The sequence below is a fragment of the Streptomyces sp. HB132 genome, from assembly GCF_016909575.1.
Lineage (GTDB): Bacteria > Actinomycetota > Actinomycetes > Streptomycetales > Streptomycetaceae > Streptomyces.
Genome location: NZ_JAFBGA010000003.1, coordinates 329,413 through 351,818, shown reverse-complemented (window position 1 = coordinate 351,818; position 22,406 = coordinate 329,413). Strand labels below are relative to the sequence as shown.

Annotated in this window: 23 protein-coding genes and 1 riboswitch; of the genes, 10 read left to right on the top strand and 13 right to left on the bottom strand. The window is 71.7% G+C overall.

Features of this window, described 5'->3' with window-relative positions; translation table 11 throughout:
• Positions 1-5: 5 nt before the first annotated feature.
• Both JOC24_RS09265 and JOC24_RS34155 read right to left on the bottom strand, forming a co-directional pair.
• Positions 6-1,949, bottom strand: coding sequence for an anthranilate synthase family protein (locus JOC24_RS09265; protein ID WP_205019647.1), 1,944 nt, complete (start codon positions 1,947-1,949; stop codon positions 6-8).
• A gap of 96 nt (positions 1,950-2,045) precedes the next feature.
• Positions 2,046-2,102, bottom strand: coding sequence for a trp operon leader peptide (locus tag JOC24_RS34155; protein ID WP_078850812.1), 57 nt, complete (start codon positions 2,100-2,102; stop codon positions 2,046-2,048).
• A gap of 103 nt (positions 2,103-2,205) precedes the next feature.
• On the opposite strand from JOC24_RS34155, the gene JOC24_RS09255 reads away from it, so the two are divergent.
• Together JOC24_RS09255 and JOC24_RS09250 are read left to right on the top strand one after the other, a co-directional pair.
• The gene (locus tag JOC24_RS09255; RefSeq protein WP_205019646.1) at positions 2,206-3,552 is read left to right on the top strand and encodes a class II 3-deoxy-7-phosphoheptulonate synthase; all 1,347 of its coding nucleotides are present in this window, start codon (positions 2,206-2,208) and stop codon (positions 3,550-3,552) included.
• 157 nt (positions 3,553-3,709) lie between these two features.
• Entirely contained in the window at positions 3,710-3,976 is a 267-nt protein-coding gene (locus JOC24_RS09250) for a (2Fe-2S)-binding protein (protein WP_205019645.1), read from the top strand.
• Positions 3,977-4,026: 50 nt separating this feature from the next.
• Here the strand turns inward: JOC24_RS09250 and bfr are convergent, their stop codons facing one another.
• Positions 4,027-4,506 carry a bacterioferritin gene (gene bfr, locus JOC24_RS09245; protein ID WP_031100800.1) on the bottom strand — a complete coding sequence of 160 codons (480 nt, stop codon included), beginning with the start codon at positions 4,504-4,506 and terminating at the stop codon, positions 4,027-4,029.
• A 155-nt stretch (positions 4,507-4,661) separates the two neighbouring features.
• Here bfr and JOC24_RS09240 point away from each other — a divergent pair, with 155 nt between their 5' ends.
• Positions 4,662-5,294: a sulfite oxidase-like oxidoreductase gene (locus tag JOC24_RS09240; protein ID WP_205019644.1), complete on the top strand. Its 633-nt coding sequence runs from the start codon at positions 4,662-4,664 to the stop codon at positions 5,292-5,294.
• A gap of 46 nt (positions 5,295-5,340) precedes the next feature.
• Here JOC24_RS09240 and JOC24_RS09235 read toward each other — a convergent pair whose 3' ends face one another.
• The 5 genes from JOC24_RS09235 to thiO all read right to left on the bottom strand — a co-directional run bounded on the left by JOC24_RS09235 (position 5,341) and on the right by thiO (position 10,513).
• The gene (locus JOC24_RS09235; protein ID WP_205019643.1) at positions 5,341-6,204 is read right to left on the bottom strand and encodes a deoxyribonuclease IV; all 864 of its coding nucleotides are present in this window, start codon (positions 6,202-6,204) and stop codon (positions 5,341-5,343) included.
• Positions 6,205-6,223: 19 nt separating this feature from the next.
• Positions 6,224-8,146, bottom strand: a complete 1,923-nt coding sequence (gene pknB / locus JOC24_RS09230; RefSeq protein ID WP_205019642.1) for a Stk1 family PASTA domain-containing Ser/Thr kinase — start codon at positions 8,144-8,146, stop codon at positions 6,224-6,226.
• Between the two features lie 125 nt (positions 8,147-8,271).
• Positions 8,272-9,066, bottom strand: a complete 795-nt coding sequence (locus tag JOC24_RS09225) for a thiazole synthase (protein WP_205019641.1) — start codon at positions 9,064-9,066, stop codon at positions 8,272-8,274.
• 2 nt (positions 9,067-9,068) lie between these two features.
• Positions 9,069-9,299, bottom strand: coding sequence for a sulfur carrier protein ThiS (thiS, locus tag JOC24_RS09220; RefSeq protein WP_205019640.1), 231 nt, complete (start codon positions 9,297-9,299; stop codon positions 9,069-9,071).
• On the bottom strand, positions 9,296-10,513 hold the full coding sequence (thiO, locus tag JOC24_RS09215) for a glycine oxidase ThiO (RefSeq protein ID WP_205019639.1): 1,218 nt from the start codon (positions 10,511-10,513) through the stop codon (positions 9,296-9,298). Before thiO ends, thiS begins: the two co-directional genes overlap by 4 nt.
• A riboswitch (TPP riboswitch) is annotated at positions 10,511-10,623 on the bottom strand. It overlaps the preceding gene by 3 nt.
• A gap of 51 nt (positions 10,624-10,674) precedes the next feature.
• On the opposite strand from thiO, the gene JOC24_RS09210 reads away from it, so the two are divergent.
• The 6 genes from JOC24_RS09210 to JOC24_RS09185 all read left to right on the top strand — a co-directional run bounded on the left by JOC24_RS09210 (position 10,675) and on the right by JOC24_RS09185 (position 15,617).
• On the top strand, positions 10,675-11,049 hold the full coding sequence (locus JOC24_RS09210) for a hypothetical protein (protein ID WP_205019638.1): 375 nt from the start codon (positions 10,675-10,677) through the stop codon (positions 11,047-11,049).
• Positions 11,050-11,077: 28 nt separating this feature from the next.
• Positions 11,078-12,319, top strand: coding sequence for an NAD(P)/FAD-dependent oxidoreductase (locus JOC24_RS09205; protein WP_205019637.1), 1,242 nt, complete (start codon positions 11,078-11,080; stop codon positions 12,317-12,319).
• 59 nt (positions 12,320-12,378) lie between these two features.
• Complete coding sequence (locus JOC24_RS09200; protein WP_205019636.1) at positions 12,379-12,744, top strand: Rv2175c family DNA-binding protein; 366 nt, start codon at positions 12,379-12,381, stop codon at positions 12,742-12,744.
• A gap of 165 nt (positions 12,745-12,909) precedes the next feature.
• Positions 12,910-13,560 (top strand): thiamine phosphate synthase, encoded by a 651-nt coding sequence (gene thiE, locus JOC24_RS09195; RefSeq protein ID WP_205019635.1) that lies wholly within the window; start codon positions 12,910-12,912, stop codon positions 13,558-13,560.
• A 171-nt stretch (positions 13,561-13,731) separates the two neighbouring features.
• Complete coding sequence (gene metF / locus JOC24_RS09190; protein ID WP_205019634.1) at positions 13,732-14,649, top strand: methylenetetrahydrofolate reductase [NAD(P)H]; 918 nt, start codon at positions 13,732-13,734, stop codon at positions 14,647-14,649.
• Positions 14,650-14,699: 50 nt separating this feature from the next.
• Positions 14,700-15,617: a hypothetical protein gene (locus JOC24_RS09185; RefSeq protein WP_205019633.1), complete on the top strand. Its 918-nt coding sequence runs from the start codon at positions 14,700-14,702 to the stop codon at positions 15,615-15,617.
• Between the two features lie 54 nt (positions 15,618-15,671).
• Here JOC24_RS09185 and JOC24_RS09180 read toward each other — a convergent pair whose 3' ends face one another.
• The 5 genes from JOC24_RS09180 to JOC24_RS09160 all read right to left on the bottom strand — a co-directional run bounded on the left by JOC24_RS09180 (position 15,672) and on the right by JOC24_RS09160 (position 21,645).
• Complete coding sequence (locus JOC24_RS09180) at positions 15,672-17,168, bottom strand: phytoene desaturase family protein (RefSeq protein ID WP_205019632.1); 1,497 nt, start codon at positions 17,166-17,168, stop codon at positions 15,672-15,674.
• A gap of 31 nt (positions 17,169-17,199) precedes the next feature.
• A complete protein-coding gene (locus JOC24_RS09175) occupies positions 17,200-17,817 on the bottom strand; it encodes a DUF4126 domain-containing protein (RefSeq protein WP_205019631.1) in 618 nt (205 codons plus the stop codon).
• 351 nt (positions 17,818-18,168) lie between these two features.
• Positions 18,169-18,780, bottom strand: coding sequence for a TetR/AcrR family transcriptional regulator (locus JOC24_RS09170; RefSeq protein ID WP_205019630.1), 612 nt, complete (start codon positions 18,778-18,780; stop codon positions 18,169-18,171).
• Positions 18,781-18,809: 29 nt separating this feature from the next.
• Complete coding sequence (locus JOC24_RS09165; RefSeq protein ID WP_205019629.1) at positions 18,810-20,897, bottom strand: YhgE/Pip domain-containing protein; 2,088 nt, start codon at positions 20,895-20,897, stop codon at positions 18,810-18,812.
• Complete coding sequence (locus tag JOC24_RS09160; protein WP_205019628.1) at positions 20,869-21,645, bottom strand: ATP-binding cassette domain-containing protein; 777 nt, start codon at positions 21,643-21,645, stop codon at positions 20,869-20,871. Before JOC24_RS09160 ends, JOC24_RS09165 begins: the two co-directional genes overlap by 29 nt.
• A 167-nt stretch (positions 21,646-21,812) precedes the next feature.
• Here JOC24_RS09160 and JOC24_RS09155 point away from each other — a divergent pair, with 167 nt between their 5' ends.
• Complete coding sequence (locus JOC24_RS09155) at positions 21,813-22,352, top strand: SAV_6107 family HEPN domain-containing protein (protein ID WP_205019627.1); 540 nt, start codon at positions 21,813-21,815, stop codon at positions 22,350-22,352.
• Positions 22,353-22,406 lie beyond the last annotated feature (54 nt).

The following is a 22,406-nucleotide window of genomic DNA, read 5'->3' as shown; positions in this document are numbered from 1 at the left end:
CCTCCTCAGCCGGGTACCGGCAGCGCCGCCAGCAGTCCGGTCACGATCGCGGCGCCGCGCAGCGTCAGCACCGACTCCGGGTGGAACTGCACCGAGGCGAAACCCCGGCCGCGCAACGCGTGCAGTTCGCCGGAGGCCGGGTCCCTGCTCGCCTCGATGCCGTGCGCGCCCAGTTCCGTGGCCGCAGCCTCGTCACAGAGCGCGGTGAAGCTGTTGTAGAAGCCGACCGTCTCGGGCCTGCCGAACAGATCGATCCGGGTCTGCGCCCCCTGGTACGGCACGGACTTCCGTGCGATCTCCAGGCCCAGCTCCGCCGCGATCAGCTCATGGCCGAGGCAGACACCGAGCAGCCCGTGCCGGTGTTCGCGTACGAGCTCGGCGGCCAGCCCCCGCAGCAGCCGCATCTTCGGATCGGCCGTGTCCGCCGGGTCGCCGGGGCCGGGCCCCAGCACCACCGGCCCCGTGTGCGCCCGTACGGTCTCGCGCAGGCCCGGCTCGTCGAACCGGCGCACCGACACCGTGAGGCCCGAGGACCGCAGCAGATGCGCCAGCATCGCCGTGAAGGTGTCCTCGCCGTCCACCACCAGCGCGTGCCCGGTCAGGTCGCGGGTGCGCTCCTGCATCCGCAGCCAGAAGGGGGCCAGCCCGCCGCGCCGGTCGTCCAGGGCCGCCCTCACCCGCGGATCGGAGGCGAGTCGCGGCCGGCCGGCCTCCGACCCCGGCCGGCCCGGCCGGACACCCAGCGCCGCCAGCACACCCGCCGCCTTCGCATGCGTCTCGGCGACCTCCCCCGCCGGATCGGAGTGGCGCACGAGCGTCGCCCCCACCGGCACGCTCAGCCGGCCCGCCGCCGAGATGTCGGCGGTACGGATCAGGATCGGAGAGTCCAGCGTCTGCGCCCCTCCGGGCTCCCGGCTCACCAGTGCCAGGGCGCCGGCGTAGTAACCGCGGCCCTCCGGCTCGTACCGCTCGATCACCCGGCAGGCGTTCTGCACGGGGGATCCGGTGACCGTCGCCGCGAACATGGTCTCCTTCAGGACCTCCCGCACGTCCAGCGAGGAGCGCCCGCGCAACTCGTACTCCGTGTGCGCGAGGTGAGCCATCTCCTTCAGCCGAGGCCCGACCACCACACCGCCCATGTCGCCCACGGTGCACATCATCTTCAGCTCCTCGTCGACGACCATGGAGAGCTCCTCGGTCTCCTTGCGGTCGCCGAGGAAGGCCAGCAGGCCCTCGGCGGTCGGCCCCTCGGCCGGGTAGCGGTAGGTCCCGCTGATCGGATTCATCACGACGGTCCCGCCGGACATCCGCACATGGACCTCAGGACTGGCGCCCACCAGCGTCCGTCCGCCCGTCGCCCGCCGCCCCGACGGAGAGGCCCCGCCGCCCGTGTGCACGACGAACGTCCAGTACGCGCCGCGCTCACCTGCCAGCAGCCGCCGGAACAGGGCCAGCGCGTCGGCCCGGCCGAAGCCGGGGATCTCGCCGCCGAAGGTCCGCCGGATCACGAAGTTCGCGCCCTCGCCCCGCCCGATCTCGTCCTCGACGACCCGCCGGACGACGTCCGCGTACTCCTCGTCGGGGACGTCGAAGGCACCGTCCTCGACCCGCACGTCGTGGCCGGGCAGATGCGCGAGAACCTCGGCCAGCGGCAGCTCGTGCACCTCGTCGGCGACCAGCACCGCGAGCGGGGTGCCGTCGTCGCGTACGTCGAAACCGCGCTCGGCGATCTGCCGGAAGGGCACCAGGGCCAGCGCGGGCAGCTCGCCCACCGGGATGTCGGCTAGCCGGGCCACCTCCCGCACCTCGCCGGTCAGGACCTCGACGGTGTCGTGGTCCCGGCCGGGCGTGCGCCTGCGCAGCAGCGCGAACGGCGGTGAGTCGTCACGGAACAGCGCGGACAGCACGTCGGCGGCGCGGTGGGGACGGGCGGGCGTGGGCTCGGGCATGGACGTTCCTTCTTGACGGAGGAACGGCTCCCGGCTCCTGAACGCAGAGAAGGCCGCCCCTCGGGCGGCCTTCGCGAAGTCTGTACGCGCGATGAATCAGCGGGCCGCCGGATGAGCGGTCCACCACCAGTTACGTGTCGTCTGCGCGAACATGCCGGCAGTCTAGCGGACGAGGTCGACGGACGAGCGCGTGTCTCATCTGTTGAGCGGGCGGACGGCGGCGCACTGCCGACCCCGTAATGTTGTCAAGGTGACCGTGAACGCCAATACCTCCGTCGCCGGTGGCCACACCTGGCGAGACCTTCCCGCGGCGCAGCAGCCCGAGTACCCCGATGCCGAGGCTCTGCGCGACGTACTCGCGGACCTCGAGTCGTATCCTCCGCTCGTCTTCGCCGGCGAGTGCGACCAGCTGCGCGCCCGCCTGGGAGCCGTCGCCAAGGGCGAGGCGTTCCTGCTGCAGGGCGGCGACTGCGCCGAGGCCTTCGACGGCGTGTCCGCCGAGCACATCCGCGCCAAGCTGAAGACCCTGCTCCAGATGAGCGCCGTCCTCACGTACGCGGCCTCCGTACCGGTCGTCAAGATCGGCCGGATCGCCGGGCAGTACTCCAAGCCGCGCTCCAAGCCGACCGAGACCCGCGACGGCGTGACCCTGCCGACCTACCGCGGCGACTCCGTCAACGGCTTCGAGTTCACCGAGGCCGCCCGCATCCCGGACCCCCAGCGGCTGAAGCAGATGTACCACGCGTCCGCCTCCACGCTGAACCTGGTGCGCGCCTTCACCACCGGCGGTTACGCCGACCTGCGCCAGGTGCACGCCTGGAACCAGGACTTCGTGAAGTCCTCGCCGTCCGGGCAGCGTTACGAGGCCCTGGCCCGCGAGATCGACAACGCGCTGAACTTCATGAAGGCCTGCGGCACGGACCCGGCCGAGTTCAAGGCGGTCGAGTTCTACGCCTCGCACGAGGCACTGCTGCTGGACTACGAGTCGTCGCTGACCCGCACCGACTCGCGCACCGGTCAGCTGTACGACACCTCGGGCCACATGGTCTGGATCGGTGAGCGCACCCGGCAGATGGACGGCGCGCACATCGAGTTCGCCTCGAAGGTCCGCAACCCCATCGGCGTCAAGCTCGGACCGACGACCACCGTCGACGATGCCCTCGGCTACATCGACCGCCTCGACCCCGAGCGCGAGCCGGGCCGACTGACCTTCATCGTCCGCATGGGCGCCGACAAGGTCCGCGACAAGCTCCCCGAGCTGGTGGACAAGGTCACCGCTTCCGGTGCCGCGGTGGTCTGGGTGACCGACCCGATGCACGGGAACACCTTCGAGGCCGCGTCCGGCCACAAGACGCGCCGGTTCGACGACGTCCTGGACGAGGTCAAGGGCTTCTTCGAGGTCCACAAGGACCTCGGCACGCACCCGGGCGGCATCCACGTCGAGCTGACCGGCGACGACGTCACCGAGTGCGTCGGCGGCGGCCACGAGATCTTCGTGGACGATCTGCACCAGCGCTACGAGACCGCCTGCGACCCGCGCCTCAACCGCAGCCAGTCCCTCGACCTGGCCTTCCTGGTCGCCGAGATGTACCGCGACCAGTAGGGACCACCGCTGAACGCCTGTGGGGCACGGATCGATGTGATCCGTGCCCCACAGCCGTACCGGGGCTTTCGTGCACAGGGCCTCGCAGGTAAGGTTAGGTTAGCCTCACCGAGAATTCGGGACGGCGCAGTGATCGACCCGTCGGGAGGTGAACCGCATGTACGTCTGTTCCTGCTTCGGCATCACGGAGGACCAGGTCAAGCGGCATGCGGAGGGCGGCGCGTGCACGCCCCGCCAGATCGCCTCCGCCTGCAAGGCGGGCACCGACTGCGGCGGCTGCGTCCGCAGGATCCAGGCCCTGCTCGGCCGCGGCGACTGCCCGAGCCGTGAGCTCGTCGAGGGGCGAACCGTTCGGGCGGCTGCGCCCGCCGCGCCCGTCGCCCTCGGCACCGCCCCGGGCGTCAGGCTCTCCGACGCCGCCTGAGAGGACCGGCCCTCCGGGCAGTACCGGAGGCCGCCGGGAGCTTCGGCGGATCAGCTCTCCGGCTGCTCGATCAGCTGGGCGATGTAGAGCGGCTCCCCGAGCTTCTCGACCAGTTCCAGCTGGGTGTCGAGATAGTCGATGTGATGCTCCTCGTCCTCGAGGATGGACTCGAAGATGTTCGCCGAGGTGATGTCGCCCTTGCCGCGCATCACCTCGATGCCCCGCCGGAGGCGGTCGATCGCCTCCACCTCGACCTGGCGGTCGGCCTGGAACATCTCGGTGACGGTCTGGCCGACCCGCACGTGGAAGAGCCGCTGGTAGTTGGGCAGGCCGTCCAGGAACAGGATCCGGTCGGTGAGGATCTCGGCGTGCTTCATCTCGTCGAACGATTCGGCCCGCGTGTACTTCGCGAGCTTCGTCCAGCCGAAGTTCTCCTGCATCTTCGCGTGCAGGAAGTACTGATTGATGGCAGTCAATTCGGCGGTCAGCTGTTCGTTGAGGAACTCGAGGACCTCGGGGTCGCCCTGCATCGCAGAGGCTCCTTCCAACCGGTGAACTGGGCATGTCTGGGCGCATCCTCGCACCACGCCACCCGGCCGTCCAGTAAGTGCATGCTTAGTATGAGTTGCCCGAATCGCCTCTCCCCTGGTCATGACCACCCCTGCCTGTCTGTCACCATGGAGGCATGGGTCAGCCGGAAAGCCGGGAACGCGGCACAGCAGAGCAGTCCGGGCTTCCGCCGGGGCAGCGGCTGCAGCGGGGCTGGCCGGTCACCCATTACGGGCCCGTCCCCAAGTTCAAGCCGGACCGCTGGGAGTTCAGGGTCTTCGGGGCCACGGCCGACGGTGACAAACACTGCTGGAATCACCAGGAATTCACGGCACTCCCCTTCTCCTCCGTCGTCGCGGATCTCCACTGCGTGACGAAATTCAGCATGCTCGAAGCCGAGTGGGGCGGAATTCCGGCCCGAGAGGTCGTGGAACTGGCGCCGCCCGCCCCCCAGGTCACCCATGTGATGGTCTGGGCCGAATACGGCTTCAGCTCGAATCTCCGGCTCGCCGACTTCGCGTCGGACCGGACACTGTTCGCCACCCACAAGGACGGCGAACTGCTCACCGCCGAACACGGATTCCCGCTGCGCCTGGTCGTGCCGCACCTGTATGCCTGGAAGGGGCCCAAGTGGGTCCGGGGCATCGAATACATGACGGCCGACCGCCGCGGGTTCTGGGAGGAGCGCGGCTACCACAACATCGGCGACCCGTGGAGCGAACAGCGCTACTCCTACCAGGAGGAGCCCGGGGACGGCCCGGAGCTCTGAACCGTCGGGTCCGGAAACGTCGGGAGCCGCGTCACACCAGCCGTTCTCATCCGGAGGCGGCGCCCCGGAGCTCCTTCAGCAGGGCCACGTCCGCCGCATGCCCGTCCCTGCCGCCCGGCGTCTCGATGATCAGAGGCACATCCTCGGTGGCCGGGTGTGAGAACAGCTCACGGAACGGCTCGGAGCCGATGTGACCCGCGCCGATGTTCTCGTGCCGGTCCTTGTGGGCGCCCACCACGTCCTTGGAGTCGTTGGCGTGGATCAGTTTCAGCCGGCCCTCGCCGACGGTGTCCACCAGCAGGTCCAGGGTCTGCCGCATGCCCGCGGGCCCTGTCAGGTCGTGGCCCGCCGCGTAGATGTGGCAGGTGTCCAGGCAGACCCCCAGCCTGGGATGCGAGTCCAGGGCCTCGAAGTACGGACCGAAGTCCCAGGTCCGTGAGCAGAGCGAGGAGCCCTGTCCGGCCGTCGACTCCAGCAGCAGGAACGGATCGTCGTCATGGGTCAGCTCGTCCAGCAGCGGGAGCATGTGCGTGCGCACCTGGGCGAGTGCCTCCTCGCGGGGGCGTCCGCCGGTCGCCGAACCGGTGTGCACCACCACGCCGAGCGCGCCTATCGCCCTCGCCCGGCGCAGCGAGTGGCGCAGCGACAGGACCGACCGCTCGACCGTGGCCTCCGTGTGCGAGCCGAAGTTGATCAGGTACGGGGCATGGACGTACGCGGGAACCGCGTCCGCCGCGCACTCCGAGCGGAACAGCTCGTCCTGCGCCGGGTTGCCCGGTGGTGTCGCCCAGCCGCGCGGATTGGCGACGAAGACCTGCACGGCCTCGGCCGCCAGCTCCCGCGCGTAGCCGAGGCCGACCTTCGCGAGTCCTCCGGCCACGGGAACGTGACCGCCGATGGGGTTGCGCATTTTCCGGTCCTCGACTGGCCTACAGGCCCTTGGTCCTGATGGTGACGGTGGATCCTTCGGCGGCCTTCTCGCCGCCCTCGACGGACTGGCGGGCGACCGTGTCGCTGAAGGAGAGGAACGGGCGGTCGACCTTGACCTCGAAGCCCGCCTCCTCCAGTGTGCTCCGGGCCTCTTCGACGTCCTTCCCCGTGACGTCGGGGACCTCGAGCATGCGCGGGCCCTTGGAGACCGTCAGCTCGACGGTGTCGCCCTTCGCGGCCTCCGCACCGCTGCCGGGCGACTGCCGGGCGATCCCGCCCTGCTCCTCGGGGGAGTTGACCCGCTCGGTCAGCACCTCGGCCTTCAGGCCCGCCTCGTCCAGCGCGGCCTTGGCGTCGTCGACGGAGAGGCCGGTGACGTCGGGCACGTCGACGGGGCTTCCCTTGCTGACGACCAGGGCGACCGCCGAGTCCGTGTGCCGCTCGGTGCCGGTGCGGGGATCCGTACGGATCACCTTGCCCCGGTCGATCTCCTCGCTGAACTCCCGGGTCACCATCCCGGGCGCGAGCCCCCACTTCTTCAGCTCACGCCGGGCATCGGCGAGGGCGAGCCCTTTGACGTCCGGGACCTTCACGGTCTCCGGGCCGCGCGAGACCACCAGCTTCACCGCGTCGTTGCCCCGGATCCGCTCTCCGGAGCCCGGGTCGCTGCTGATCACCGTGCCGCGCCTCACCGTGTCGCTGTAGGCGCGCTCGACACCCTTCAGATCGAGCCCCTCGTCCGCGAGCCGCTTCTCGGCTGCGCTCTGGGTCTGGCCGAGGAGCGAGGGGACCCGGGTGAACTGTCCCGAGTTGATGTACCAGATCCCCGCCCCGGCCCCCAGCGCCAGCAGGACGGCGACGAGCACGGCGAGGACACCGCGCCGGCCGCGGTCGGTGAAGGGGCCGAACCTGCCTCGCCCCGGCTCGCTGGGCGAGACAGGGGGCATCTCCAGCCGGCTGGTGTGATGCGCGGTGCCCTGGCCCGCCGGTATCACCCGGGGGATCACGCTCGTACGGTCCTCGGCTGCGTCGTGCGTCTCCGCGACGGCCTGCGGGGGCATCGCGTCGAGCTGCTCCTCGGTGAGGGCCGCCCGGACCTCACGGGACATGGCGAGCAGGGCCACCGCGTCGAGCGGACGGACGTCGGGGTTCCGCGCGGCGGCGGCGGCCACCAGCCCGTCCAGCCCGGCGGCCAGTCCCGGCACGGAACCGGACGGTGCGGGGACGTCCTCGTTCAGATGCTGGTAGATGACCTGCGCCGCGGTGTCCCCGGCATGGGGTTTGCCGCCGGTCAGCATCTCGTAGAGCACGACACCGCAGGCGTACACGTCGGACCGTGTGTCGGCCGTGCCCTGCTCGATCTGCTCGGGGGCGAGATAGGAGACCGTGCCCAGGAGCGAGCCGGTGGTGTCGGTGGCGGTTCCCACCGCGCGTACGAGGCCGAAGTCGGCGACCTTGACCCGGCCGTCGTCCCCTATCAGGACGTTCTCCGGCTTCATGTCACGGTGGACGAAGCCCGCGCGGTGCGCGGCGCCCAGGGCGGCCAGTACCGGCTCCAGGATGTCCAGGGCGGCCCGGGGCTGCAGTGCCCCGCGCTCCCGCAGGACGTCACGAAGGGTGCATCCGGCGACGTACTCCATCGCCAGGTACACGTACGCGCCCTGGGCACCCTGGTCGAAGACGCCCACCACGTTCGGATGCGCGAGCCGGGCGACGGACTTGGCCTCGCGGATGAAGCGTTCGACGAACGCGGCGTCGGTCGCCAGCGCCGGGTGCATCACCTTGAGGGCGAGCACCCGGTCGAGCCGGGTGTCCATGGCCCGGTAGACCGTGGCCATACCGCCGACGGCGATGCGCGCATCGATGCGATAGCGGCCGTCGAGCAGCTGCCCGACGAGGGGGTCCTGGAGGGTCGTGTCCACGGAGCGAGTCTACGAGCTGCCACGGACACGCCGGACGGTCCAGGCCTCCCGGGGACCGTCCGGTGCCGAGCCGTGACAGGGGTATGCACATGCTGTGACCGGCGGGCCGCCCCGGTACCCGGGTCTCAGAAGGCCGGACGCTCCGGATCCAGCACGGCGAGGCCCCGCACCGGTGACGAGGCCTCGGCGAAATGACGGCGCGGGATGCGTCCGGCCCGGTACGCCAGCCGTCCGCCGTCCACCGCGTGCCGCATCGCCGCCGCCATCAGCTCAGGCTCCTGCGCCCGCGTCACCGCCGAGGCGAGCATCACAGCGGCACAGCCGAGTTCCATCGCCAGCGCCGCGTCCGACGCGGTTCCGGCGCCGGCGTCGAGGATCACCGGGACGGTGGCCCGCTCGACGATCAGCTGGAAGTTGTGGGGGTTGCGGATACCGAGCCCGGAACCGATGGGGGAACCCAGCGGCATGACCGCCGCGCACCCCACGTCCTGGAGCTTGCGGGCCAGGACCGGGTCGTCATTGGTGTACGGCAGGACGGTGAAGCCGTCGTCGACCAGGATCTCGGCGGCGTCCAGCAGCTCGACCGGGTCGGGCAGCAGCGTCCGCTCGTCGGCCACGACCTCCAGCTTGATCCAGTCGGTGCCCAGCGCCTCCCGGGCCAGGCGGGCCGTCAGCACGGCCTCGCCGGCGGTGAAACAGCCCGCGGTGTTCGGCAGGACCTGGACGGACAGGCGCTGGAGGACGGAGAGCACCGAACCCCGCACGGTCGGGTCGAGCCGGCGCATCGCCACGGTGGTCAGCTCGGTGCCCGAGGCGACCAGGGCGCGCTCCAGCACGTCGAGACTGGGCGCCCCGCCCGTTCCCATGATCAGCCGTGACGAGAAGGCGGTGGAACCGAGGGTGAAGACGTCGTCGGACATGGTCAGCCTCCCTGGACCGCGGTGAGGACCTCGACGCGGTCCCCGCCGGTGAGCGCGGTGACGGACCACCGGCCGCGCGGGACGACCGCCTCGTTGACCGCGGCGGCCACTCCGGAGGGGGCCGCGGTCAACGCAGCGACCAGGGTGTCCAGCGTGGTGCCCGCGGGGACCGAGCGGCGTTCCCCGTTGACGGACAGGGAGACGGAATCGGGGACGGCTACGGGCTCGGTCATACGGGCTGCTCCTGCGACGCGGGGGCGGTGTCCTCGGAGGACGGGTGCGGGGGGTGCTCCTGGGAGGCGGCGGGGGCGAACCGCTGCGCGGAGAAGGGGCGGCCCGGTTCGGGCAGCTCGCCGGTCGTCAGCACGTGGGCCATCACGTCGCCGGTGACGGGGGTCAGCAGCACCCCGTTGCGGTGGTGCCCGGTGGCGAGATGCAGGCCGGGCAGTGCCGTGGGGCCCAGCAGCGGCGCGTTGTCCGGTGAGGCGGGCCGCAGACCGGCGCCGGTCTCCGTCAGCGGCAGTTCGGTGATGCCGGGCACCAGTTCGTGGGCGTCGCGCAGCAGCTCGTACACCCCGCCCGCCGTGACCGTGGTGTCCCAGCCCAGTTCCTCGGTCGTCGCGCCGACCACCAGCTCACCGTTCGCACGCGGCACCAGATAGACATGGCTGCCGCGCACGACCGCCCGCACCGTCCGGCTGAGGAAGGGAGCGTACGCGGGAGGCACGGTCAGCCGGAGCACCTGCCCCTTGACCGGGCGCACCGGAGGCACGACCGCATCGGGCAGTCCCGCCAGCCGGCCGCTGAGGCTGCCTCCGGCGAGCACCACCTGGCCGGCCGTCAGCTCCGTACCGTCCCGGAGTGCCGCTCCCGTGGCACGGCCGCCCGTGACGGAGAGCCGCTGTACGCGTTCGCGCCTAAGGACCACCCCGGCGCGCTCGCACGCGGTGACCAGGGCCGAGGCCAGCCGTCTGGGGTCCACCTGGTGGTCGCCGTCGACCCGTAGTCCGCCGCGTACGCCGGGGGCGAGCATCGGCTCCAGACGGCGGCACTCGCGACCGCTGAGCCACTCGGACTCCAGCCCCGACCGCTGCTGCAGGGCGTGCAGCTCACGCAGATGCGCACGGTCGTCGGAGTCCAGCGCGACGGACAGGGTGCCGCAGGCGCGGAAGCCGGTCTCCTGCCCGCTCGCCTCTTCCAGCTCGGCCACGAAGGCCGGATACCGGGCGGCGGAGGCCAGGTTGAGGCCGAGCAGCGTCTGTTCGCCGTGGTGGAGTTCGGTGACGGCGGCGAGCATCCCGGCCGCGACCCGCGCGGCCCCGCCGCCCGGGTCGGGATCGGCCAGCGTGGTGCTCAGGCCGTGCAGGGCCGACCGCCACGCGGTCACCAGACCGATGATGCCGCCCCCGACGACCAGGACGTCGGAACCGTTCGCGGAGATGCGCATGGGCGTCCAGCCCCTCCCTTCGCCGGCATGACCCGGATCAGGTTCGTACGGTCGGAGGCCGGTCAGCCTCCCTCTCAGCCCGGTACGTCCGGACTCCCGCGAGTGTCTTACGGTGGCCAGCCTAGACCCCACCGCCCGCAGTCGGTAAGGGAGCAGCACCCGTGGCCCGTTCACTCGACGGACTCGTCCTCGCACCGGTCGCCGACCAGTCTCCCGGGCAGGTCGGGACCCGGACCCGGTTCGCGTATCACGAGCGGGACGGCCGGATCTGGGCCGAGTACACGGGCGGCGACGTCGTCCGGGGGCATCTCGTCGGCACCAGGGAGGCGGACCTCCTGGACTTCATCCCCCGTAGCCTCAAGGGCACGGGAGGTACCCCCACCGTCCAGCTGAAGCACGACGGGACGACCTCGTCCGGGCACTGCGTCTCGACCGTCACCGAGCTGCCCGACGGCCGGGTCCGCCTCGACGAGACGTGGCAGTGGGAGTCCCAGGAGGGCCGCGGGAAGAGCGTGGTGGAGGAACTCTCGAGGTGACGCCGTCCCACGTGACTAGGGTGGACGGGTGAGCGAGCAGACGCAGGACCCGGCAGGAGGACACCGGCCCGGCGGTGTCGTGATCGTGGGTGCCGGCATGGCGGGTGTGCAGACGGCCGTAGCCCTGCGCGAACAGGGCTTCGCGGGACCGGTCACGCTGGTCGGTGCCGAACCCCACCAGCCGTACGACCGGCCGCCCCTGTCCAAGGCCGTACTGCTCGGCAAGGCCGAGGACTCCGCCTTCGACGTCGACTTCGAGGAGCTGGACATCACCCTGCGCCTCGGGCTGGACGTGACGGGCCTGCGCGCGGGGGCGCACGAGCTGGACACCCTGGAAGGCCCCGTCGCCTACGACGTGCTGGTCCTCGCCACCGGAGCGGAACCCGTCGCACTGCCAGGATCCGAGGGGGTGCCCGGCGTCCATCTGCTGCGCACCCTGGACGATGCCGCCCGGCTGCGGCCCGTCCTGGAACGGCAGCACGACGTGGTCGTGGTCGGAGCGGGCTGGATCGGCGCCGAGTTCACCACCGCGGCCCGCGCGGCCGGCTGCGCGGTCACCGTCGTCGAGGCCGCCGACCACCCCCTCGCGGGCACGATGCCCGCCGAGGTCGCCGCGCCGATGGCCGGCTGGTACGCCGAGAGCGGAGCCGAACTCCTCACCGGCGCCCGGGTCGCACGCGTCGAACAGGGCGCCGTCCACCTGACGGACGGCCGGGTCGTCCCCGCCGGAGCGGTGGTCGTGGGCATCGGCGCCCGGCCCGCCACCGCGTGGCTCGCGGGTTCGGGCATCGCGCTCGGCCCGGACGGTTCGGTCACCGCGGACCGCTCGCTGCGCACCTCGCTGCCCGATGTCTACGCGGTGGGCGACTGCGCGTCGTTCCCTTCGGACCGCTACGGGGAGCGGCTGCTGGTCCACCACTGGGACAACGCCCTCCAGGGGCCCCGCGCGGTCGCCGCCGCCCTCGCGGGCGGTGAGGCCGGCACCTACGACCCGGTGCCCTACTTCTGGTCCGAGCAGTTCGGGCGCTTCGTGCAGTACGCGGGCCGTCACACCGGAGCCGACACGCTGCTGTGGCGCGGTGACCCGGGGGACCCGTCCTGGACGGTCTGCTGGCTGAGGCGGGGGGTCCTGGTCGCCGTGCTGGCCGTGAGCCGGCCGCGCGACCTCGCGCAGGGGCGCAAGCTCGTCGAAGCCGGGGCGCGGATCGACCCGGCGCGGGCCGCCGACTCCTCCGTACCGCTGAAATCGACGGTTCTCCGGGGTCTGTGACGGCCCCGTACGGTCGGCCCGGGTACCGACTGTCGGTCCGGGATGGCACGCTTGTCCTTGTGACCGAGATTGACGCAAAGATCGATGCTCTCGTCCCCGCCTGGCTCCACCTTCCCGACATCGCGGAAATGCTCGATGTCGAGGTGACGCGCGTACGGCAGCTGGTCAAGGAGGGCCAGCTCATCGCCGTACGACGTGGTGAGAACCGGGCGCTCCAGGTGCCTGCCGCCTTCATCGACGGCGACAAGGTGGTCAAGGGCCTCGCAGGGACCCTGACACTCCTGAGGGACGACGGCTACAACGACGAAGAGATGCTGGACTGGCTCTTCACCCCCGACCCGAGCCTGCCCGGAACCCCCGCGCAGGCCCTGAGCGAGAATCGCGGTACGGAGGTGAAGCGCCGGGCTCAGGCGCTTGCCGTCTGACCGGACGACCGTGAGTGGAGTGCGGGCCGTGGCATTCGCGGCCCGCACTCCGCCGTTACCGGACCCGTCGGCACGGCGGTCGCCGACGTACGGGCGATTCGTCACCGCACCGGTGACCCGTCCACGCACCAGCCATCCATCCACGCACCGACGGGGGAATCCATCATGTCCACGCCTCGCGACCAGCTCTCCGGCGCCCGGCTCTACCTGTGCACGGACGCCCGCAAGCGGCAGGGTGACCTCCCCGAGTTCCTCGACGCCGTGCTGGCCAACGGCGTGGACGTCGTGCAGTTGCGGGACAAGGGCATGGAGGCCGCCGAGGAGCTCGAACACCTCGCCGTGTTCGCCGACGCCTGCAAGCGCCACGGCGCGCTGCTCGCGGTGAACGACCGGGCCGACGTCGCCCACGCCATCGGTTCCGACGTGCTGCACCTCGGGCAGGGAGACCTGCCGGTGCCCGCCGCCCGCGCCGTCATCGGCGGCGAGGTGGTGATCGGCCGCTCCACCCACGCCGAGGCCGAGGTCGACGCCGCCGTCGCCGAAGCGGGCGTCGACTACTTCTGCACGGGCCCCTGCTGGCCCACCCCGACCAAGCCCGGCCGGCACGCACCCGGCCTCGGCCTCGTGCGGTACGCGGCCTCGCTCGGCTCGACGCGCCCGTGGTTCGCCATCGGCGGGATCGACGCAGGCAATCTGGACGAGGTGCTGGACGCCGGAGCGCGTCGCGTCGTGGTCGTGCGGGCGATCACCGGGGCGACGGACCCCGGGGCGGCCGCCGCGTCGCTGGCGCGGCGCATCCGGGAACGCACCGCCTGAGCCGAGGGCTCCCCGGTGGTGCCGGTGCGTTCCCGCGCGGCGTCGGACCATGTGCACCGCGAGGTGGAACGAGCCACGCCAGGTGTCCGAAGGGTGGACGAGATTCACCGCATCCAGGGCAATTCGGCTTCTCTGGTTGGGGTACGGCCGGGCCCTGGTTAACCTCCCAGTATGGCCCTTGGTACACCTTCCACCAGGACGGATCACGCGCGCACCGTGCGTGATCTGCTGGCGACCGGCGAGACGTCGTTCTCGTTCGAATTCTGGGCGCCCAAGACCGAGAAGGGCGAGCGGAACCTCTGGAACGCCCTGCGCCGGGTCGAGGCGGTGGCGCCGAGCTTCGTCTCCGTGACCTACGGCGCGGGCGGTTCGACCCGTGCCGGGACGGTCCGGGCGACCCAGCAGATCGCAGCGGACTCCACGCTCACCCCGGTGGCGCACCTCACCGCCGTCGACCACTCCGTTGCCGAACTGCGCAACATGGTGGGTCAGTACGCCGACGCGGGTATCCGCAACATCCTCGCGGTGCGCGGAGACCCGCCCGGCGACCCGATGGGGGAGTGGGTCGAACACCCGCAGGGCGTGCGGTACGCGGCCGATCTCGTCCGGCTGATCAAGGAAGCCGGTGATTTCTGCGTCGGCGTGGCGGCGTTCCCCGAAATGCACCCTCGCTCCGCCGACTGGGACTCCGACATCGGTCATTTCGTGGACAAGTGCCGCGCCGGTGCCGACTACGCGATCACCCAGATGTTCTTCCACCCGGAAAGCTATCTCCAGATGCGTGACCGGGTGGTCGCCGCGGGTTGCGAAACCCCGGTCATCCCCGAGGTGATGCCGCTCACCAGTGTGAAACAGCTGGAGAGATTCGCGCAGCTCAGTAACGCGTCCCTGCCTTCCTCACTGAAAGAGCGCATCCTCGCCGCCAAGGACGACCCGGCCGCTGTACGCTCCATTGGCATCGAGTTCGCCACGGAGTTCTGCGCGAAACTGCTCTCCGAGGGTGTCCCGGGGCTGCACTTCATCACGCTGAACAACTCGACGGCGACACTCGAGATCTACGAGAATCTCGGACTGCACAAGCAGTCCTGACCGGCCGTACCCGCCACCAACCGGGGCGGTGGCCGCAGGAGGGGGCGGGCGTGGGCTGGACGGTCCTCTACATCGCATTCGGCATAGTGGCGCTGTGGCTGCTGGGCGAGGTGCTCCTGCAGTACAAGGCACGCCTGCGCTGGCGGCTCCTCGCCTTCGGGGGGTTCCTCTGCGTGGTCCTGGGCGTCCTGATCCCCTCCGTGCTGGTGATCGCCCTCGGGGCGATCACCTTCGCGACGGGCCAGACCTATGTGACGCTCTCCTTCCGGCGCGGCTTCTCGACCGGGTGGGCCATAGGCGGCAGCCCCGGTGAGAGCCGCCGCCGTCGCGGAGCCGGCCGCCAGGACAGCCCGAAGCCCACACTCGAGGTCTCGGGCCTGGAGTACGAGGAGGCCCCCCGGCAGGCGGATGCGGGCCCGGCCGCGGTCTACGCACCGGAGCCGCTGCCGGACGACACCGGGCAGTACGGCGTCTACACCGACTCCCCGGCCGCCGGCGACCCGCAGCACCGGCACGGGGAACAGCAGCCGCAGTACGCCGCCCACGACCCGTACACCGGCTACTCCGAACCGGCCGCCCAGGATCCGTACGGTGGCCAGGAGGGCTACGTGCCCCAGGACACCTACCAGGGGCAGGGCACCTACACGGGGCAGTACGACTACGGCACGGACCAGGCGGGTTACGGCGCCTACTCCGACCCGTACGCCGGCACGGACACCAGCACGGGCACCGGCCAGTACGCGGCGTACGACAGCTACGGCAACGGCTACGACACCTCCTACGGCACCGGGCAGCAGCCCGCGGACCCGTACGCCGGCCAGTACACCGACACCCCGCCCGGCGGCGTCTGGGTTCCGCAGCAGCGCGAGAGCGACCACCACGCCCCGCTGCCGCCGGAGGCCCCCGTCCAGCCCTCCCCGTACGGCAACGGGTACGACACGGGCCAGAACGAGCAGTACCGCTACTGACCCGGCGGCGGGCAGCCGGCACGATCCCGCGGCCCGCCGTTCACCTCCCGCCGCTCACTGCGAGCCGCGGAAGCCGTCGCCCTCCACCACGAGTCCTGCGACCAGGGCCCCCGACATCCCGGCATGGGCCATCCCACCGCCCGGATGCGACCAGCCGCCCGCCCGATACAGACCCGGCAACGGGGTGCGGTTCCCCGAGTGCAGACAGGAGCCCTCCGCCCCGGCCAGGGCCGGAGCCGGCACGGAACCGCCGCGGGCGCCGGTGTCGGCCGCGGTCTCGGCCGGCGTACGCACCTCCGCGTGGAGTATCCGCTCGCGCAGGCCGGGCACGGCCTCGGCGGCCCGGCCGATCACCGCGTCCGCGAAACGCTCCCGCAGTCCCGGGTCCGTCCAGTCGACCGGACCGTGCGGTGCCACCGTCACCGTCAGGGTCACCGCCTCGTGTTCCTCGTCGGGGCGTGTGGCGGGGTCGTCCGGGCGCAGGACCGTCACCGTGGGCAGCTCCGCCGTCCGGCCGCCGAACACCGCCTCCTGCTCCGCGCCCGGGTCGACCGCGTGGACCACGGTGCGGTGCACGGCGCCGGCCTCCCGGCCCCCGCGCAGCGAGAGCAGGACGAGGAAACGGCCCGGGACCGGTGCCGTGTCCGACCTGCCCGGCCTCTCCTGCCGGACCGGCAGGAGCCCGGGCACCGGCTGCGCGCCCAGGACGACATGATCGGCCCCCACGCTCCCGCCGTCCGCCAGGTCGATCCCCGCCGCCCGGCCGTCCTTCTCGGACACCCGGACCGCCTCGGCACCGAAGACGAACTCCACCTTCCGGGCCAGACACCGCTCGTACACGGCGTCGGCCAGCGCGCGCATGCCCCCGGCGACGTACCAGCTTCCGAACGTCTCCTCCATGTAGGGCAGGAGGGCGGCGGCCGCCGGGGCTCGGCGGGGGTCGAGGCCGTACGACAATGCGTACCCGTCGAGCAGGGCCGCGAGGCGGGGGTCCTCCAGCTCCCAGGCGCCCACCTCCGCCACCGTCCGCGCCTGCCGGGCGCCGCGCAGCAGCCTGCGACGGCGCACCGCGGGGTAGGGATCGCGGTCCAGCATCCGCCGGTCCTCCGGCAGCGGCTCCTCCAGCAACGGCCTGCGCGACCGGTTCCAGGCGGTCCCGGCCCGGTCCAGGAACTCGCCCCACCGGGACCCCGCCCCCTCGCCGAGCGCCCGGTCCAGCGCGCCGACCACCCCGGCTCGCGAGGCGTTGGGCAGCGACACCGAGGTGCCGTCCGCGAAGAGATGGCGGCTCGCCGGGTCGACCTGGGTGAGCGTGACGCACTGCTCCAGGCTCTCCCTGCCCGTCTTCACGAACAGGTCGCGGTAGACCGCGGGCAGATGCAACAACCCCGGGCCGGTGTCGAAGACGAAGCCGTCACGGGCATACCGGCCGAGTGAGCCGCCGTAGGTCCCCGACCGCTCGTACACCGTCACCCGGTGGCCTGCCACGGCCAGCCGGGCGGCCGCCGCCATCGCGCCCGTCCCGGCGCCGATCACCGCAATTCGTGCCATGTCAGTGACCCTAAGGGGTGCCGCCGACAGTTCATTCCTGAGGCCGGCGCCCGCCCGTTCCGGCCAGACGCCTCTCCTCGCGGCGCTGCGCCCTGCGACGCAGGAACCTGCGGATGCGGGAGGCCAGGAAGAGCAGTATCACCAGGCCGAGGAGCAGCAGTACACCGGCGACGACGGCCGCCGCCACCGGGTTGAAGACGGCGAAGGTGATGATCCCGGCGACGCCCAGATCCTCCGCGACGCTGACCCCGACGTTGCTGAACGGTTCGGGCGAGGTGTTGACCGCCATCCTCGTGCCGGCCTTCACCAGATGACTCATCAGCGCGGTGGCTCCGCCCACGGCCCCCGCCGCGAGTTCCGGCAGCGACCCGCTCTCGCCGGCCAGCAGCGCCGCGACGACCGCGCCGGCCACGGGCCTGATCACCGTGTGCGCGGTGTCCCAGACCGAGTCCACGTACGGGATCTTGTCGGCCACCGCCTCGAACAGGAACAGCACACCCGCGGCCACGAGCACATCGGTTCGCTGCAGGGACTCGGGCACCTCGTCGGTGAGACCGGTCGCGCCGAAGACGCCGAAGAGCAGGATCACCGCGTAGGCGTTGATCCCGCTCGCCCAGCCACTCGTGAACACCAGGGGGAGTACGGACACGGACGCGATCGTAGCCAGTCGTGCGCAGGCCCGGGTGGGGACCTCCGCGCAGGCCTGAGTATCCCTACCTAGTGCTCGAGATGAGTAGGGAAGCGGATGGGCCCTCACCTGCTCGGACGGAAGAGTGGAGACCACGGAAGGGGCGCTGCGCCCGGACCGCCGGCACGGGGCGGCGGAACGGCGCGGCACCCCGGACACAACGGGGGTGCACGACGCGGAGCTCCGGGGCCACGGGGGAAACGGGGCCACGGGGGAGGGCTCCGCGGCGGTACGGGACGCCGGTCCGGTGGAATTCGGGGGGATCGAATTCCACCGGACCGGCGTCCCGCACGTGCGGGACGGGAGGGGGCCTCAGCGTCCGCTGACCCGGCCGTGCAGCAGCAGCGACAGGGCGGAGTGCACGTCGTCGATCGTCCGCTCGGGCTGGAACGCCTGCCAGTCGAGCGCCGCCACCAGGACCATCCCGACCAGCGCGGCGGCCGTCAGCTGGATGTCGATCTCCTCGCTCAGCTCGCCGCCCGCGACGCCTTCACGGAGCACCCCCTCGACGACGGCCACGGCCTCCTGACGCAGCACCAGGAGGGTCGACTGCCAGGCGCGGTTGGTGCGCCAGAGCTCGGCGACGTAGAGCTGGGTGAAGGCCGGATAGCGGTCGATGAAGACCAGGCCGGCCCTGATCATCGCGTCCAGCGCCTCCACCCGGGAACCACCGCGCGCGTCCGTCGCGTCGGCGGCGGACCGCAGCGACTGCGTGAGCAGTCCGACTCCGTGCCGCAGCAACTCCTCGAACAGTTCCGTCTTGCTCTTGAAGTTGTAGTAGACCGTGCCCTTGGCGACCCCGGCGCGCTCGGCGATCTCGTCCACCGTCGTCGCGGAGAACCCCTTCTCCGCGATGAGGGTCACCGCCGCCTCGTAGAGCTTCTGCCGGGTGACCTGGCGGCGCGTGGTGCTACTGCTGTCCATACCGACGATTCTCACAGGTCCCGGGGCGGTCACAGACTCAGTTCCGGGTGCAGCCGGTCCAGGGTCCACACCTGCTTGCGGCGGGCGGAGACGGCGGTCAGCGCCAGTGCGCCCGCGGTGAAGGCCAGCAGCACGGCGCAGCCCTGCCAGACCGGGCCGAGCCCGCCGCCCGTGATCAGCCGGCGCAGCCCGTCCACGACGTAGGTCATCGGCAGATAGGGGTGGACGGCGCCGAAGAACCCCGGGCTGGTCTGGACGGGATAGGTGCCCCCGGCCGAGGTCAGCTGGAGCATCAGCACCGCCAGGACGAGAATCCTGCCTGCCGCTCCGAAGCGGGCGTTGAGCCATTGCACGATCGCGGCGAAGCAGCAGGTCACCAGGGCAAGGAAGCCGATGGTGCCGGCGGCGTGCGTCAGCTGCAGACCCAGCCGCCAGTGCAGCACCGACATCAGGGCGGCGACCTGGAGCAGACCGATCGCGGCGACCGGCAGCCAGCCCGCGAAGGCGATGCGCCAGGCCGGTGCCCCGGCGGAGAGCGCCCGCCGGTTGAGCGGCTGGATCAGCATGTAGGCCACCATCGAGCCCACCCACAGCGAGAGCGGGATGAAGTACGGGGCGAAACCGGTGCCGTAGTTGGGCGCCGCGTGGAGGGAGGAGGAGGCGAGCCGCACGGGGTCGGACATGACACCCGTACGCGCGTCGCGGTCCTTCTCGTCGTAGTCGGGGATCTTCCCGACACCGTCGTTCAGGCCCTGGGCGAGTGTCGCGGAGCCGTCGCCCAGCCGGTACAGGCCGCTCTTCAGGGTCGTGGCACCCGAAGTGAGCTTCTTGACGCCGGTGTTCAGGTCCCCGGCGCCCGTCCTGGCCGTTCCGAGACCGGTGTGGAGTGCGCCCGCGCCCGTGGCGACCTTCTGCGCACCGGTGTTGAGCGCGTTGATCCTCGACACCGCGGACTTCAGGTCCGAGTCCAGATCCGGCGAGCGCTTCGCCAGGGCGTCGGCCTGCTTCTCCAGCGTGGTCAGCCGGGTGCGCAACTTCGAGAGGTCGCCCTTCTGGTTCGTGACCATGGCGTTCACGTCGTCGGACACCTGGGCGACGTCCTCCGCGGCGGTCTTGGCCCGCTCGAGCTGCGGGCAGACGCCCGGGTCCGGAACCGGCTGGTCCGTGCAGCGGACGCGGTGGACCTCGGCCAGGTCGTCGGATGCGGTGTGGGCGGCGGCCGAGGCGGTCGGCGCGGCTTCGACCAGCAGATCGAGGTTCTCCCGTACGGCCTTCGAGGAGTCGGAGACCAGCCGGGCGGTGTCTCCGATGGCCTTGCCGTTGTCCTTCAGGAAGGGACGTACGTCCGCGGCGACCGCGTTGACCTTGTCGGCGAGCGACTGGGTGCCGCCGGCGACCTGCCGCGACCCCGTCTCCAGGTCTCCCGCGCCCTTGTCCAGCTTGGTGATGCCCGTGGAGAGCGTGCCGCTGCCCGACCTGGCGTCCTTGAGACCGTCCGCGAGGTCCTTCGAGCCCTTCTTCGCCTTGGTGAGGCCGCTCTCCAGGTCGTCGGCGCCCTTGGCCGCCTTCGCGGTCGCGTCGTGCAGACCCGAGAAGTTGATGAAGATCCTGTCCAGGAAGCCGCGCGAGGCCTTGGCCGAAGCGGCACTGCGGACCTCGGCGAACACCGTCCGTGAGATCTGCCCGACGATGTAGTTGTTGGCGTCGTTCGTACGCACCCGCAGGGCGCCGGTGCCGGGGGAGTCCCCGGCGCTCGAGGCGATCCGCTCGCTGAAGTCCGACGGCATGGTCAGCGAGAGGTAGTACGTCCCGTCCTCGACCCCCCGCTCGGCCTCGGCGGAACCGACCTCGTGCCAGTCGAAGACCTTGCTGTCGAGCAGTCCGCCCGTGATCTCGTCGCCCGCCGCGAGGCGTTCGCCCCCGGTGCTCGCACCCTTGTCCTCGTTGACGAGGGCCACGGGGATGCGGTCGAGCCGCCCGTAGGGGTCCCAGAACGACCAGAGGTAGAGCGCTCCGTACAGCAGGGGCAGCAGGAGGAGCGCCACGAGTGCGGCGCGCGGCATCCGGCCCCTGCCGAACCGTCGCAGCTCAAGCGCGGCCAGCCTCGGCGATCGCATCGTCCGTTTCCTTCCCGTTCGTCGTGTCGCCGGCGGGCGTGTCTGTTCCGCACGCCGGGCGGGTGCTCACCGTGAGCGCGTCCTCCGGGGCCTCACTGCACACGGTCAGCACGGTGGTCCCGCCGGCCGCGAGGGCGCGCAGCAGTTCCCAGGCCAGGGCGCGGTCGGCGGTGGAGAGTTTGAGGTCGAGGTCATCCACGGCGAGCAGGCGGGGACGGCCCATCAGCGCGAGTGCGACGGACAGGCGCAGGGCCTCCAGGCGCTCCAGGTCGCGAACGGAGGTCCGTTCGGCCTTGGGCAGGTCCGCGAGGTCGAGCCCCGCGGACTGCAGCGCGGCATCGATCGTGTCCCGTGCCGTGGCGGCGCGTTCGGCGCGGGGGCGCAGCAGGGAGCGCGGCGAACCGTCGAAGCGGCGTCGCAGCAGGGCCCGTTCCCGCAGATGCTCGGCCACGGTGAAGGACGGGTCCAGTTCGCTGACCCCGGGGACCGGGCCCAGCGCACTGAACCCCCGTACGGCGGCGAGCCGGCCGGGCAGGCGCTCGCCGCCTGCCTCGGCATGGCCGTGCGTGGAACGCATCCGGCCGGTCAGCGCGAGCAGCAGACACGTACGGCCCGAACCGGAGGGCCCCTCCACCGCTACGAGCGATCCGGGGTCCGCGGTGAACCCCACTCCCCGGAAGGCCCAGCCGCGCGGGCCCTTCAGTCCGAAGTCCTCGGCGCTCAGTGCCGCCCCGTGCGGGCTGTCCACGACCCCACCCCCATGTTTTGAACTGACCAGTCAGTGCAAAAGCTAGTCCTCACTCATGCTCTACGCAAAGCGCCTGGTCAGAGATGCCCCTGAGGGATTGTCAGTGGTGACCGTCACGATGGACACAGACGGCCACCGAGCCGTCACACGACGACAGGAGGTTCGTCATGGCCAGCTCGTCCGCAGCCGCTGCCCCGCGGCGCCGCGCAGGCAGCCCTGCCCCCTCACTGACCGGTCCGGCAGCCGACGTCCACCCCGTGCTGCGCCGCACCACGGCACCGCCCGCCGCCCTCGATCTGCTCGCCCAGGCCCATGCCGGTCTGGACGAGGCCGCCGAGCTCGACGTGCCGAACGAGCGGTACGCCACCGCGCACCTCGCCGCGCTGCGCACCGCGGCCGCCGTGCTCGCCGCCCGCGGGAGGCCCGAGACGGGCGGGCGCCGCAGGGAGCGCATCCGCAGCGCCTGGGAGGTCCTTCCGGACATGGCGCCGGAACTCACCGAATGGAGCGCCCTGTTCGCCTCCGGGGCCCGGCGCCGGGCCCGCGCCGAGGCGGGTATACCCGGCGCGGCCAGCAGCCGCGACGCCGACGACCTGCTGCGCGACGCGGCGCTGTTCCTGCGCCTGGTCGAGCGTCTGCTGGTCCTCCAGCCCGTGCTTCCGCAGGCCAGGAAGGACGGCCCGGGACAGCGGCGCGACGCGGAGTGACCGTGGCGGCGGTGCGAGGCAATAGGGTGGAGAGCACCCGTACCACCTGCACCG